At 66.9% G+C, this 13706-nt stretch carries 12 protein-coding genes and 1 pseudogene; 9 read left to right on the top strand and 4 right to left on the bottom strand.

Annotated elements, in window-relative coordinates; translation table 11 throughout:
* From traG to traC, 3 genes are all read right to left on the bottom strand, one after another.
* The coding region (traG, locus tag V7Q42_RS13125; protein WP_333824545.1) for a Ti-type conjugative transfer system protein TraG at positions 1–1594 on the bottom strand (1594 nt) is incomplete at its 3' end.
* On the bottom strand, positions 1581–1796 hold the full coding sequence (traD, locus tag V7Q42_RS13130; protein WP_333824546.1) for a type IV conjugative transfer system coupling protein TraD: 216 nt from the start codon (positions 1794–1796) through the stop codon (positions 1581–1583). The genes traD and traG, both read right to left, overlap by 14 nt.
* 4 nt (positions 1797–1800) lie before the next feature.
* Positions 1801–2070 carry a conjugal transfer protein TraC gene (gene traC, locus V7Q42_RS13135; RefSeq protein ID WP_333824547.1) on the bottom strand — a complete coding sequence of 90 codons (270 nt, stop codon included), beginning with the start codon at positions 2068–2070 and terminating at the stop codon, positions 1801–1803.
* Between the two features lie 253 nt (positions 2071–2323).
* Between traC and traA the strand changes: the two genes are divergently transcribed.
* The 8 genes and pseudogenes from traA (at position 2324) to V7Q42_RS13175 (ending at position 9762) form a co-directional block, all read left to right on the top strand.
* Positions 2324–5632, top strand: a complete 3309-nt coding sequence (traA, locus tag V7Q42_RS13140) for a Ti-type conjugative transfer relaxase TraA (RefSeq protein WP_333824605.1) — start codon at positions 2324–2326, stop codon at positions 5630–5632.
* Positions 5629–6099: pseudogene (gene traF / locus V7Q42_RS13145) on the top strand (conjugative transfer signal peptidase TraF); the annotation flags it as partial. The gene traA and the pseudogene traF, both read left to right, overlap by 4 nt.
* A 79-nt stretch (positions 6100–6178) precedes the next feature.
* On the top strand, positions 6179–7318 hold the full coding sequence (locus V7Q42_RS13150; RefSeq protein WP_333824548.1) for a conjugal transfer protein TraB: 1140 nt from the start codon (positions 6179–6181) through the stop codon (positions 7316–7318).
* Between the two features lie 14 nt (positions 7319–7332).
* Positions 7333–7974, top strand: a complete 642-nt coding sequence (locus V7Q42_RS13155) for a TraH family protein (protein ID WP_333824606.1) — start codon at positions 7333–7335, stop codon at positions 7972–7974.
* A 215-nt stretch (positions 7975–8189) separates the two neighbouring features.
* Positions 8190–8429, top strand: coding sequence for a DUF4160 domain-containing protein (locus V7Q42_RS13160; RefSeq protein ID WP_333824549.1), 240 nt, complete (start codon positions 8190–8192; stop codon positions 8427–8429).
* Positions 8422–8829, top strand: a complete 408-nt coding sequence (locus tag V7Q42_RS13165) for a DUF2442 domain-containing protein (protein WP_333824550.1) — start codon at positions 8422–8424, stop codon at positions 8827–8829. Before V7Q42_RS13160 ends, V7Q42_RS13165 begins: the two co-directional genes overlap by 8 nt.
* A 256-nt stretch (positions 8830–9085) precedes the next feature.
* Complete coding sequence (locus V7Q42_RS13170) at positions 9086–9355, top strand: type II toxin-antitoxin system prevent-host-death family antitoxin (RefSeq protein ID WP_333824607.1); 270 nt, start codon at positions 9086–9088, stop codon at positions 9353–9355.
* Positions 9352–9762, top strand: coding sequence for a hypothetical protein (locus V7Q42_RS13175; protein ID WP_333824551.1), 411 nt, complete (start codon positions 9352–9354; stop codon positions 9760–9762). Before V7Q42_RS13170 ends, V7Q42_RS13175 begins: the two co-directional genes overlap by 4 nt.
* A gap of 547 nt (positions 9763–10309) precedes the next feature.
* Here the strand turns inward: V7Q42_RS13175 and V7Q42_RS13180 are convergent.
* The gene (locus tag V7Q42_RS13180) at positions 10310–11221 is read right to left on the bottom strand and encodes a hydrogen peroxide-inducible genes activator (RefSeq protein ID WP_333824552.1); all 912 of its coding nucleotides are present in this window, start codon (positions 11219–11221) and stop codon (positions 10310–10312) included.
* A 174-nt stretch (positions 11222–11395) separates the two neighbouring features.
* Here V7Q42_RS13180 and katG point away from each other — a divergent pair, with 174 nt between their 5' ends.
* Positions 11396–13570, top strand: coding sequence for a catalase/peroxidase HPI (katG, locus tag V7Q42_RS13185; protein WP_333824553.1), 2175 nt, complete (start codon positions 11396–11398; stop codon positions 13568–13570).
* The last annotated feature ends 136 nt before the right edge of the window (positions 13571–13706 follow it).

The raw sequence follows: 13706 nt of genomic DNA on the forward strand, positions 1-13706 counted from the left end.
ACCATTTCGAGGTGGCGTCGCGCCCGCCATAGGCCTCGCGCATCTGCCCGATCGACTGGAACAGCAGCACCAGGGTGATGCCGTATTTGCGACCGGCGTCGCGCGCCGTCTCGAGGATGCGCAGATACCCGAGCCGGGCGACCTCGTCGAGGAGGAACAGGGTGCGGCCGCCGACGGTGCCGTCGCGATTGTAGATGGCGTTCATCAATGCGCCGATGACGACGCGGGCGAGGCCGGGGTGGGTTTCGAGCGTCTTCAGGTCGATGTCGATGAAGATGTCGGTCGCGCCCTCCGCCAACTCGTCGGTCGTGAAGCTCGAGCCGGAGACGAGGGCTGCATAGTTCGGATAGGAGAGCCAGTGGGTCTCTTTGGCGGCGGAAGCGTAGACGCCGGAGAAGGTCTCCGGCGTCATGGCGATGAAGGGCGCGACGTTCTCGCGCACGAAGGCCGACGTCGAGCGGTCCCAGATCGCCTGTAGCCGCTCGCGCAGCTTGGGTTCCGGCTCGGCGAGGTTCTCGCGGACGCGACGCAGGGTCTGATCCTGTGGGGCCGTGTGGCCGGAGAGGCAGACGTCGCCGATCAGCGCGGTGAGGAGTTGCAATGCGGCGGCGCGGAAGAAGTCGTCGCGGACCGAACCGAGGCGTGGATTGTCGGTGACTATCCAGCCGGCGACGGCCGCGATGTCCTCCTCGCGGGTGCCGCCGAACCGGCCGATCCAATCGAGGGCGTTGAAGCCGATCTCCGGCGTCTTGGGGTCGAGGACGAAGACGGTGCGACCGGCACGGCGGCGATGATCGGAGACCTGCGGGGCCACTTCGTCGGAAGGATCGAGCACCACGAGGCCGCCGCCCCATTTGAGGGCGGTGGGCACTGTGACGGATGTCGTCTTGAAGCCGCCGGAGCCGGCGAAGACGATGCCGTGCGACGAGCCGAAGGCAGCGTCGAAGCAGAGGAGGGGGGCCTTGCCGCCGGCGCCCCAGGTTCCGGGATCTCGCGCACGGAACGCCTCGCTCGACGCGCCGTCCCGATCGATCCGGTAGTGCTCGCCGACGACGATGCCACCGGTCTCGGGAAAGAGCCGTGCGGCTTCGGTGAGTTTCATCCAATCGGCCTCGCCATGGACGGCGCGGGTACCACGGATGCGGCGCGGCGCGGGCGCCGAGAAAGCGGCGTTGCCTCGGAGCGCGACGCGCAGTGCGAAGATGCCGCAGAGCATGGCGAAGGCGATACCTGCTCCCGTCGCCGGATCGACCGAGGCGAGGAGCGAGCGGCCGACCGGCATCTGCTCGGCGAGGATCTGAAGTCGAACCACCTCTCGAACGCCAGCGATAGCGACGATCATCACCGTACCCGCGATGACGCCCCAACCAGCCGCTCGGATCGAGCGTGCGCCGTTCGCCGCGAAGAGGACGACGACACCGATGCCGCCAGCGAGCGCGTAGGGGAGGGCAAGGCCGATCCGCCCGAGCATTTGCCGCGACGCCTCGGTCTTGCCGAAAGCCGCGACCCACGTCGCTGTCCCCGAAGTCGCGAGGCAGACGGTGACCATCAGCACGAGCGGCGTGAGGAACAGGGCGATCCTATTCGGGGTCATTGCCGAAAGCCTCTGTGCCCAAGGCCGTCAGTCGCTTGCGCTCGGCGGTATCGTGCTTCAGGCGAGCGGCGGCATCGATGAGGATGCCGAGCAGGAGGGCGCGCTTCTCCCAGCGCAGGCCGGCTTTGACGATCAGGCCGCCGAGCTGGATCTTCTCCCGGGTGTCCTTCTTTCGCGCCTCGGACTGGCTCGCTCGATTCATCCGCTCAGCCCTCGCCATCGCGGCTCTGAGGCGCGCCAACCGGGATCGGCGTCGGCGCCGTGGCGGGCCGTTCGCGCTTCCCTCCTCCCGTCCGAAACCTCGTCGCCAACGCTTCGAAGGCGGCGATCAGCTCGACTTCTTCGATGGCGATCTCCCCGAGACCGGCCTTCAGGGCCAATCGGCCGATCCGTTCGGCCTCGCGGGTCTCGGCCGCCTTCAACTGCTCCTGCAGTCGGGCGATCTCGTCGCGGATCTTCGACGACGGCTTCTTCATGGGGCTGCGGTCCTTCTCGCTCGATCGGTCTTCGGTCGCGCGAGAGTCCGTCGGGAGAGCGCGAAGCGCACCCCGTCAAAAACGCCGGGTCGGCAGACCCGACCGTTTCCGAGATCATCCCGCCGTTCGACGAGAACGGCTACCCAAGGGCGCAGTAATACGTCGCGAGGCGCGACGTGCTGCTCGACTGCCCGAAGGTCCGGCCGTTCCCGACGAACCCTATGTGCATTTCATCTCCGGGATCTCGACCGCCGTGGCCATCACCCACTTCACTCCCCAGCTCATCGGCCGCGGCGGCGGTCGCAGCGTCGTGCTGGCGGCGGCCTATCGCCATTGCGCCCGGATGGAGCACGAAGCCGAGGCGCGCACAGTCGACTACACCGGCAAGCGCGGCATGATCCACGAGGCGTTCCTCCTGCCACCGAACGCACCGGCCTGGGCGAGGGCGCTCGTTGCCGACCGCTCGGTTGCCGGCTCATCGGAAGCCTTCTGGAACCGGGTCGAAGCCTTCGAGAAGCGAGCCGATGCGCAGTTCGCAAAGGAGTTCATCGTCGCTCTGCCGGTGGAGCTCTCCCGCGAGCAGAACATCGCCTTGGTCGATGCCTTCGTCGAGACACAGGTGCTGGGGCGCGGGCAGGTCGCCGACTGGGTCTTTCACGACGATCCCGGCAATCCGCACGTCCACCTGATGACCACGTTGCGACCGCTGACCGAGGACGGCTTTGGACGCAAGAAGGTGGCGGTGATCGGTGAGGACGGGCGACCGCTACGCAATGCGGCGGGGAAGCTCGTCTATCGGCTGTGGTCCGGCGACAGATCCGAGTTCCTCGAGCAGCGCCAGGCCTGGCTCGATCTCCAGAACCGGCATCTGGCGCTCGCCGGTCTCGACGTGCGCGTCGACGGTCGCTCCTACGCGGAGCGCGGCCTCGACCTCGCCCCGACCTCCCACGTCGGCGTGGCGGCGAAGGCGATCGAGCGCAAGGAGGGCGGAGAGGGCAGGGGACCATCACTCGACCGACTGCGGGCCTTCGAGGACCGTCGTGCCGAGAATGTCCGACGCATCGAGCGCCGCCCCGAGATCGTCCTCGATCTGATCTCGCGGGAGAAGAGCGTCTTCGACCAGCGCGACGTCGCCAAGATCCTCCATCGCTGGATCGACGACGCGGCGACTTTCCAGACCCTTCTCGCTCGCATCCTGCAGAGCCCCGAGGTTCTGCGGCTCGAGGCCGAGACGATCGACTTCGCGAGCGGGGCACGGACGCCGTCTCGCTACACGACGCGCGAGTTGATCCGCCTCGAGGCGGAGATGGCGTGCCGGGCGACACACCTCGCGAACACCGTGGGCTTCGAGGTGAAGGCGACGGAGCGGGCGGCGATCTTCGAACGGCACACTCGGCTCTCGGCGGAACAGAGGACGGCGATCGAACACGTCACCTCGTCCGAGCGCATCGCCGCGGTCGTCGGTCGCGCCGGCGCCGGCAAGACCACGATGATGACGGCGGGGCGCGAGGTCTGGGAGGCGGCCGGCTACCGCGTCGTCGGTGCGGCGCTCGCCGGCAAGGCGGCGGAAGGGCTGGAGACGGAAGCCGGCATCACCTCGCACACGCTGTCGTCGTGGGAACTGCGTTGGGCGAAGGGAAGGGACCTTCTGGATGACAAGACGGTCCTCGTCCTCGACGAGGCCGGCATGGTGTCGTCGCGCCAGATGGCGATCTTCGTCGAAGCGGTGGCGAACGCCGGCGCGAAACTCGTGCTCGTCGGCGATCCCGACCAGTTGCAGCCGATCGAGGCCGGCGCCGCCTTTCGCGCACTGACAGAGCGGATCGGCTACGCCGAGCTCGAGACCATCCATCGTCAACGCGAGCCGTGGATGCGCACGGCGTCGCTCGATCTGGCGCGCGGCCGCGTCGCCGAAGCGCTTCGATCCTATCGCGATAAGGGCAAGATCATCGGCGCCGCGGTCAAGGCGGAGGCGATCGCGACGTTGATCGCCGATTGGAACCGCGAGCACGATCCGACGAAGTCGACTTTGATCCTCGCCCATCTGCGCCGTGACGTCCGCACCCTCAACGACATGGCGCGCGCCAGACTGGTCGAACGCGACCTCGTCGGTCGAGGTCACCTCTTCCGCACCGCGGACGGCGAGCGGCGCTTCGACGTCGGCGATCAGATCGTGTTCCTGAGGAACGAGGGATCGCTCGGCGTCAAGAACGGCATGATCGGCAAGATCGTCGCGTCGGAGCCTCGGCGCTTCACCGCCGAGATCGGCGAGGGCGCCAACCGTCGTCGGATCGAGATCGACCAGCGCTTCTACACCGACGTCGACCACGGCTACGCGACGACGATCCACAAGGCGCAAGGGGCCACTGTCGACCGGGTCAAGGTGCTGGCGACGCTGTCGCTCGACCGGCATCTCGCCTACGTGGCGATGACCCGCCATCGCGAGGATGCGACCCTCTACTACGGCCGGCGATCCTTCGAGACGGTGGGCGGCCTCGGCGCGATCCTGTCGCAACGGCGGGCGAAGGAGACGACGCTCGACTACGCCCGTGGTGGCTTCTACGGCCCTGCGCTGCGGTTCGCCGAAGCCCGCGGTCTGCACCTCGTCCGCGTCGCTCGCACGTTGGTACGCGATCGCATCCAGTGGACGATCCGGCAGAAGCAGCGGCTCGCCGATCTCGGCCGACGCCTCGCCGCTTTCGGTCGCGAACTCGGTCTCGCCACCCGCCCACACTCCCCCGAAGACACCGTGAAGAAGGAGCTGCGCCCGATGGTCGCCGGTATCACCACATTCACCGAGACGCTCGGCTCTGCGGTCGAGACCCGGGTTCTCGCCGACCCTGGCGTCGGCAAGCAGTGGGGCGAGGTCACCAACCGCTTCCGCTTCGTCTTCGCCGATCCGGAGGCGGCGTTCCGCGCGCTCGATCTCGACAAGATGTCGAAGGATCCGACGGCCGCGACCACGACGCTGGAGCGTCTGGCGACCCGCCCCGAGACCTTCGGGGCCTTGCGCGGCAAGACCGGGCTGTTGGCGAGCAAGGCCGACCGGGACGACCGTCGCCGAGCCGAAGTCAATGTGCCGGCTCTGAGGCGCGATCTCGAGCGTTGGCTGCGCCTTCGCGCAGAAGCCGAGACGAAGTTCGAGGCCGAGGAACGAGCGATCCGGCAACGTGCCGCGCTCGATATCCCGGCATTGTCGGCGGAAGCCGCCCGGATGCTCGAGCGAGTGCGCGACGCCATCGATCGTAACGACCTGCCGGCGGGGCTCGAGTTCGCGCTCGCCGATCGCATGGTCAAGGCCGAGATCAACGGCTTCGCCAAGGTGGTCACGAAGCGGTTCGGTGAGCGGGCCTTCCTGAACGATAGGGCGAAGGAGCCCATCGGCCCGATCTTCGAGAAGCTGGCGTCGGGCCTGTCCCCGGCTCAACGCGAGCAACTGGCATCGGCCTGGCCGACGATGCGGACCGCACAACAGCTCGCCGCGCATGAGCGGACGGCGGTGGCCATGAAGCAGGCGGAGGCGCTGCGCCGAGCGCAGAAGCCGGGGCAGGTCTTGCAATGACCAGAAGCCGAAGACCACACCTCGCCCTGATCGTCGGCGGTCTCTTCGCCGCCCTCTTGGCGATCGGCGGTGGATGGGGCGGCCTTCGCCTCAATCCGACGCCGAGCCATCCGCTCGGTCTGTGGCGGATCGTACCGCTCGATCGACCCGTGGCCGTCGGTGATCTCGTCTTCGTCTGCCCACCGCGCAGTGCCGTCTTGGAGCAGGCGGCGGCGCGCGGCTATCTCCGCAGGGGGCTCTGCCCCGGATGGGTCGGCCCCTTGATCAAGGTCGTCGCTGCCCGTGAGGGGCAGATGATCGGTATCGGCAGCTCGGTCGCGATCGACGGGCGGCCGCTGGCGCATTCCGATCTCCGGTCCGTCGACGGCGAGGGCAGGGCGCTGACGCCCTGGTCCGGTGGGGTCGTACCGGCCGGCCACCTTTATCTCCACTCCGACTTCGTGGGGTCCTATGACTCGAGATATTTCGGGCCGGTTCCGGCCAAAGGGGTTCTCGGCCGCGCCGTGCCGGTGCTCACCTTCGCTCCTCGAGGCCACGCGATCCGTCGTGCTGGTCGTCGCGGCGGGAACCGCCGGCATGGTGGGGTGGAACGGCGACCCGCGCACGCTGCCGGTGGCGCTGGTCTTCCCGGCGCTGTGGGGGCTGTCGCGATCGAGGTGGACGGCGGCGGCGGTCGCGACGGCGTACTTCCTCGCGGCATCACGGGGACTGCCGCAGGGCGTCGTCACGTTCTTCGGGACGAGCGTCCTGTTGGGCGTCGCTCTGTGGATCGGCGCCGCGCTCGCCTTCGTGGGCGTCCATGCCGGGCTCTGGTCGAGCCGGCCGGGATGGGGGAGGGTGGTGCGCTACGCCGTCGCCGCCGTCTTGATGGCGGTGCCTCCCTTCGGCATCGTCGGTTGGGCCCATCCGATCACCGCCGCCGGCATTCTGTTCCCGGCATGGGGATGGTGGGGCCTCGGCGCGACGGCGACGCTCATGCTCACGGCGACGACGCGAGCGCGGCCGGCAGCGCTGGCCCTGGTTGCGGGCCTGACGCTGTGGTCGTCCATGACCTGGACCGATCCGCCGGGGTTTCAGGGATGGATCGGCCTCGATCTGCGCTTCGGCCGCGCGCTCGGGCGAGACTTCGGCATGGACCAGCACGAAGCCCTGATCACGGCGGTGCGCGGGGCCGCGGCCGCCGGCGCACGGGTCGTCGTCCTCCCCGAGAACGCTCTCGGTCTCTGGACCCCGACCATCGGAGCGTTCTGGCGCGATCGACTGCGAGATCTCGACGTCGAGGTGGTCGCCGGGGCGACCGTCGTCCACCGCGACGGCTACGACAATGTCGTGGTGGCGATCGACCACGACGGTGCTTGGATTGTCCATCGGCAGCGAATGCCAGTGCCCGTCTCGATGTGGCGGCCGTGGCTGAGCTGGCTCGGCGAACCCGGCGGAGCGCGGGCCGAGTTCTTCGGCGCGTCCGCTTTCGGGATCGGCGGACGACGTGTCGCGCCGCTCGTCTGCTACGAGCAGCTTCTCGTCTGGCCGATCCTGCAGTCGATGGCGCAGAAGCCGGATTTGATCGTCGCGATCGGCAACGGCTGGTGGACCGCCGGCACGAACATCGCCGCGATCCAGACGGCGAGCAGCACCGCCTGGGCCCGTCTCTTCGGGCTTCCGCTCGTCGCTTCCTTCAACCGCTGAGGCAGGAGAGGCACGTGGTCGATGCCGCACTCGTTCACGCCTGCACCGATCCGGCACTGAAGCCGGCGATCGTCGAGGCGTTCCTCGACAAGGTCGGAACCAACGACCCACTCGCTCTGTCGATCAGATCCGGCAATCGCGTCATCCTCGTGCCACCGCCGAAGACGCCGGACGAAGCCCTGGCGCTCGTTCGTCGCTTCGTCGGCGAGGCCGAGGTGCGCGTCGGCATCACTCGGTTCCCGGCCGGCGTCGGAGTGAAGGACCCGTCCGAGATCGCTGCGGATCTCTTCGATGCTTGCGCCAACCTGCGGATGGGCACGACGCTCTTCGGCAAGGTCTGGCGCATCGTGGTGAAGTGGTACGGCGCGGCCGTGCCGGAAGCGCTCGACGACGCCATCCTCGCCTGGCGGACCGGAACCTTCGAGGGAAAGGCGGTGTTTCTGGAACCCGATCCGGGACAGCTGGGAGCGGAGCATCCGGCCCGGAAGCCGTCGAACGGCGGCGAGGATGAGGGACTGCCGATCAGGGAGGTGACACCTCGGGCCGCCCGCTCGGCCGCGACGCAGCCTTCGGGGGCGCGTCAGTTCGACGAGGATCCCCGTCGTGCGGAGATGCGGATCGATCTGACGGGCGTGGGGCGGAATCGGAAGCCTTGAACCCTCTCGATGCGAGGGCGGCTCGGTGGCGAACCATGCCGATTTTCTCGCGACGGTGCATCACGCGTCGTCCGTTGGCGAGGCAGGTTCCAACAGTCGCGATGAAATTCTGCCGAGACTGTTGGAACCCGCCTCGTCTCGTCGCTGTTCGGAGTCGATTGGGATGTCTTGGTCGTCGATCTTGAAAAACCCAACAAGATGGGTTATTCATTCTCATGGTCACCATATTCCGAGCCCACGGACTGCGGGTCGTCATCTACCTCGACGACCACGAACCGGCGCATGTGCACGTCTTCGGCGACGGTCACGCGAAGATCAATCTCGTCGGTCCCGATGATGCGCCGGAGCTGATCTGGGTCGAGGGAATGAAGCGCGCGGAAGTCCGTCAGGCGGTTCGCCTCGTTGCAGAGCGACGCGACGACTTTCTGGCCCGATGGAGGGAAATCCATGGCTGAATTGTCCGACCGGATCATCGATGCTGCTCTCGAGCGCGGCCGTCTGGCGCGCGAGACCGAACCTCGCGCAGCTGTCGCTCGCTACGATGCGCAAGTTCGTCGCATCGTCGTCGAACTGACGAACGGCTGTACGTTCACGTTTCCCCCGGCCATGGCGCAAGGCCTGGAGCACGCGACCGATGCCCAACTCGAGGAGATCGAGATCCTCGGCCAGGGCTACGGCCTGCATTGGGAGGCCCTCGACGTCGACCTGTCCCTGCCGGGACTGATGGCCGGCATTTTCGGCACGAAGGCCTACATGGCCCGCCGGGCCGGGCAGGTGACGTCTCCCGCGAAGGCCAACGCGTCGCGCATCAATGGCGCGAAGGGAGGGCGGCCGCGCAAATCCGCCAGCGGTTGAGGATCGCGGCGGTCTCGGGGACATGCGAGGCTGACGAGTGGAACTCGATTCATCACAGCTCTTCTCGATTCCGGCTTGGACCCGCGCCGAGACGTAGTCAATAAAGCCCGGAAGCGGTGTCTACCGGGCAGAATAATCGCCGTTTGCAGCGGATCTTCTCCGAATCTTGTTTCCACCCCGGTTCGATCAGGCAGACATTGTGCGGAGAGCGGGCCCGCTGTAAAATGCGACAAATACAGCAATGAGGAGTGACGCGATGCCCAAAACGTCCGGCACCTACACCACGAGCGACCTGTCGCGGAAATCCGGCGACATCATTGCCGAGGCGTTGCGCCATCCCGTCACCATCACCCAGCGCAACAAGCCTCGCCTCGTGCTGCTCGCGATCGAGGACTTCGAGCGGTTGAAGCGCGGAGCAGACACGCGAACGGTCGGCACGATCGAGACGATGCCGTCTGCGCTTCTCGATGAGTTCGAGACGGCCGTCGAGGTCTATGCGAGCGCCGACGAGACAGTTCGCCCGTGAGTTACGACGATATTCAAACCGCCTGCGTTGTTCGTTACCCCTATCTATGGGCGCGCGAAGCGACGAAAGGGGAGACGGAAGGACGGAAGTCCCGCCCCGTCGCCGTCGGGGTTCGGCTCGCCCGTGCCGCTGGTGATCTGATCTTGTTCTTTCCGATCACCACCAAAGAACCTGAGCCCGAGCGGTTCGCGGTGGAGATCCCGACCATCGAAAAGCAGCGCGCCGGCCTCGATCGCGACTTGCGCCTCTGGATCATCCTCGACGAGTACAATTCCGACATCGTCGGAAGGTCATTCTACCTCGAATCGGATCCGCCGATCGGAAAGTTCAGCAAGGCGTTCTTTCTGCCTCTGATGCGAGAGTTCATCGCAAGGCGGAAAAAGTCGACAGGAGTTGAAAGGGCTTGATGAAGAGATGTTGAGGCGTTCTGGAGAGTCATTTTGATGGAAAATACTCCCCGCCCATGCTGTTGCTGCGATTCGCATAAGTATTATTATGGAATATATTGTGTATTTATCTAAAATATATGCATTAATATTTGGAATATATAATGACTAATAATGTTTTACGCATTTGTCGGTCTAAATTATTTTTGGTGCAGCTGTTCGAACAATCCTCGTGGTGACATACCGCACGCATGGGGTCCGTTCAGCCGCGGTCTGAGATCGTAACCCGGCCGGAGGAACGAGAGTCGGTCAAGGCCGACCGGTGCCGTCCCTGCTGCGGCCTCGACCCGAGCGATCTCGGCGCAATGCGGCGCGGGCTCTTCGATCTGGTCACGCCGGTGGCGGAGCGGCTCTCTACGAATCCACGATCTCGGTGAGACGAAGTCGGTGAACCTGTCCGACGACCGCAAAGGGATCGATCGAGGACGTGGGGGCACTCCCCGCCCAGGAATCGGCCACGTTCTCCGACAGGGGCTTTCGGGTCGCATGCCGAGCGAGTAGGGTCGGATCATCCACCGCCCGACAAGCCCGTTTCATGCGCGACTTGCCGGACGACCCCGGCGATCGTCTTGAGATGATCCGCCATCGGATTGGTGCGCCGCCAGACCATACCGATCACCCGTGTCGGCTGGGGCACCGGCAGTCGTGCCACCGCGACCGCGGCGGCGCGTGATTCCACTTTGACCGCCATCTCCGGGATGAGCGTCACGCCGAGGCCGACGTCCACCATCTGGACCAGGGTCGAGAGCGAGCTCCCCTGCATCGTGTCCCGGACCGTCCCCGCCGGGATGCGGCAGTAGGCGATCGCCTGTTCGCGGAAACAATGTCCCTCCTCGAGCAAGAGCAGGCGAATGCCGCGCAGCTCGTCCGTGTTAGGGACGGGCGCATCGGCGTCTCGTGTGGGGCGGACCAGGACGAATTCCTCCTCGAGCAACGCGTGCTCGACCAAGGAGGGCTCCGAGATCGGCAGAGCCACCAGCGCCGCGTCGAGTCGCCCGCCGAGGAGTTCCTCGACCAGGGTTCGCGTGACCGCTTCCCGGGGTCGGACGTCCATGCCGGGATACCGATCGGCGAGCGCCCGGACCACGCCCGACAGCAGATAGGGCGCCACGGTCGGGATGGCGCCGAGGCGCAGGCGGCCGGAGAAGGGATCGCGGAACGCCCGCGCCATCTCCTCGAGTTCCTCGACCGCCCGCAACACCTCCCTGGCGCGAACCGCCATGGCGTCGCCGAGAGCCGTCGGACGGATCTGTCTCGCTCCCCGCTCGACCAGCGGCGAGCCGAGGATCTCCTCGAGTTCCTTGATCTGCAGCGACAGCGCCGGCTGCGAGATCGCGCAGGCCTCGGCGGCGCGGCCGAAATGGCCGTGGTGGGCCAGCGCTTCGAAATAGCGAAGGTGCTTCAGGGTGATGTCCGTCATTTGCCATGCTTATCATAGTGATTTGAAATTGAAAATTTTCTTTATCGAATGGCGATGCTAGTCAGGGTCCATCGGTCGCGCGACGGCGTCGGCAAGCGAGCCACGGGCAAACCTCTCGACGAGACGATGAACGTCCCGCCGAACACGACCGAAACCAACGTCGGAGAGACCACGATGGGCGGAAATGAGACGAAGTCGACCGGCAAATGCCCGGTCGTCCACGGCGGGATCACCTCGAGCGAAGCCTCGAACACCGATTGGTGGCCGAAGGCGTTGAACCTCGACATTCTGCATCAGCACGACGGCAAGACCGACCCGATGGGGGTGGGCTTCGACTACCGCGCCGAAGTCGCGAAGCTGGACTTTGCCGCCCTGAGGCAGGACCTCGTGGCGCTGATGACCGACAGCCAGGACTGGTGGCCGGCCGACTGGGGTCACTACGGCGGCCTGATGATCCGCATGACCTGGCATGCCGCCGGCACCTATCGTGTCGCCGACGGCCGCGGCGGCGCCGGCACCGGCAACCAGCGTTTCGCGCCGCTCGACTCGTGGCCGGACAACGCCAACCTCGACAAGGCGCGCCGCCTGTTGTGGCCGATCAAGAAGAAGTACGGCAACCGGCTGAGCTGGGCCGACCTGATCGCGCTCGCCGGCACCGTCGCCTACGAGTCGATGGGGCTGAAGACCTTCGGCTTCGGCTTCGGCCGACCCGACGTCTGGCACCCCGAGAAGGATGTCTACTGGGGCGCCGAGAAGGAGTGGCTGGCGCCGTCCGACACCCGCTACGGCGACGTCGCCGATCCCACGACCATGGAGAACCCGCTCGCCGCGGTGCAGATGGGCCTGATCTACGTCAACCCGGAAGGCGTCAACGGCAAGCCCGACCCGCTGAAGACGGCGGCGCAGGTGCGCGAGACCTTCGCCCGGATGGCGATGGACGACGAGGAGACGGTTGCGCTGACCGCCGGCGGACACACCGTCGGCAAGGCCCACGGCAACGGCCGCGCCGAAGCCCTCGGCGCGGCGCCGGAGGGGGCCGACATCGTCGAACAGGGCCTCGGCTGGATGAACCACACGACCCGGTCGACCGGCCGCGACACCGTCACCAGCGGCATCGAGGGCGCTTGGACGACGCATCCGACCAAGTGGGACGGCGGCTATTTCGACCTGCTGCTGCGCTACGACTGGTGGCTGCAGAAGTCGCCGGCGGGTGCCTGGCAATGGGAGCCGATCGGTATCGCCGACGAGGACATGCCGGTCGACGTCGAAGATCCCTCGATCCGTCGCAAGCCGATCATGACCGACGCCGACATGGCGATGCGGTTCGATCCGGCCTACCGCAAGATCGCCGAGCGGTTCCGTGCGGATCAGGCCTATTTCAGCGAGGTCTTCGCCCGGGCCTGGTTCAAGCTGACCCATCGCGACATGGGGCCGAGGGCGCGCTACATCGGCCCCGACGTGCCGAAGGAGGACCTGATCTGGCAGGATCCGGTTCCCGCCGGTCGCACCGATTGGGACGTCGCCGCGGCCAAGGCGAAGATCGTGGCGAGCGGCCTCACCGTCGCCGATCTCGTCGCCACCGCCTGGGACAGCGCCCGCACCTTCCGCGGGTCCGACTTCCGCGGCGGCGCCAACGGCGCCCGCATCCGCCTCGCACCGCAGCGGGACTGGGTCGGCAACGAGCCGGCACGCCTCGCCAAGGTGCTCGCGGTCCTCGAGGCGATCGCGACGGCGGTGGGCGCCAGCCTCGCCGATGTCGTCGTCTTGGCCGGCAACGTCGGCGTCGAACTGGCGGCGAAGGCGGCCGGCGTCGCGATCGAAGTGCCCTTTGTTCCCGGACGCGGTGACGCCACGGCGGACGCGACCGATGCTGCCTCCTTCGCGGTGCTCGAGCCGATCCACGACGGCTATCGCAACTGGCTGAAGAAGGACTACGTCGTCTCCGCCGAGGAACTGCTGCTCGACCGCAGCCAACTCATGGGCCTCACCGCCCCCGAGATGACCGTGCTCGTCGGCGGCATGCGGGTCATCGGCACCAACCACGGCGGCACGAAGCACGGCGTCTTCACCGACCGGGTCGGCGCTCTGACCACCGACTTCTTCGTCAATCTGACCGACATGGCCAACACTTGGGTGCCGGTCGGCGGCGGCCTCTACGAGGTTCGCGACCGCCGCAGCGGTGCGACGAAGTGGACGGCCACCCGGGTCGACCTCGTCTTCGGCTCGAACTCGGTGCTCAGGGCCTATGCCGAGGTCTATGCCCAGGACGACAATCGCCAGAAGTTCGTGAAGGACTTCGTCGCCGCCTGGACCAAGGTGATGAACGCCGATCGCTTCGACGTCGCCTGATCCCCCTCGCCTCCCCCCGGCCGACGAGCCGGGGGGAGGTCTCGCTTTCCCACCGCCGTCGCCGGTCTCCGGCGGCGCCCGCCGTCCACCCGCCGGATCACCGGTGAGGGTCGTGACGATGCTGCTCCTCGACCAG

It is taken from the genome of Pinisolibacter sp. (genome assembly GCF_036782435.1).
Lineage (GTDB): Bacteria > Pseudomonadota > Alphaproteobacteria > Rhizobiales > Ancalomicrobiaceae > CALBKH01.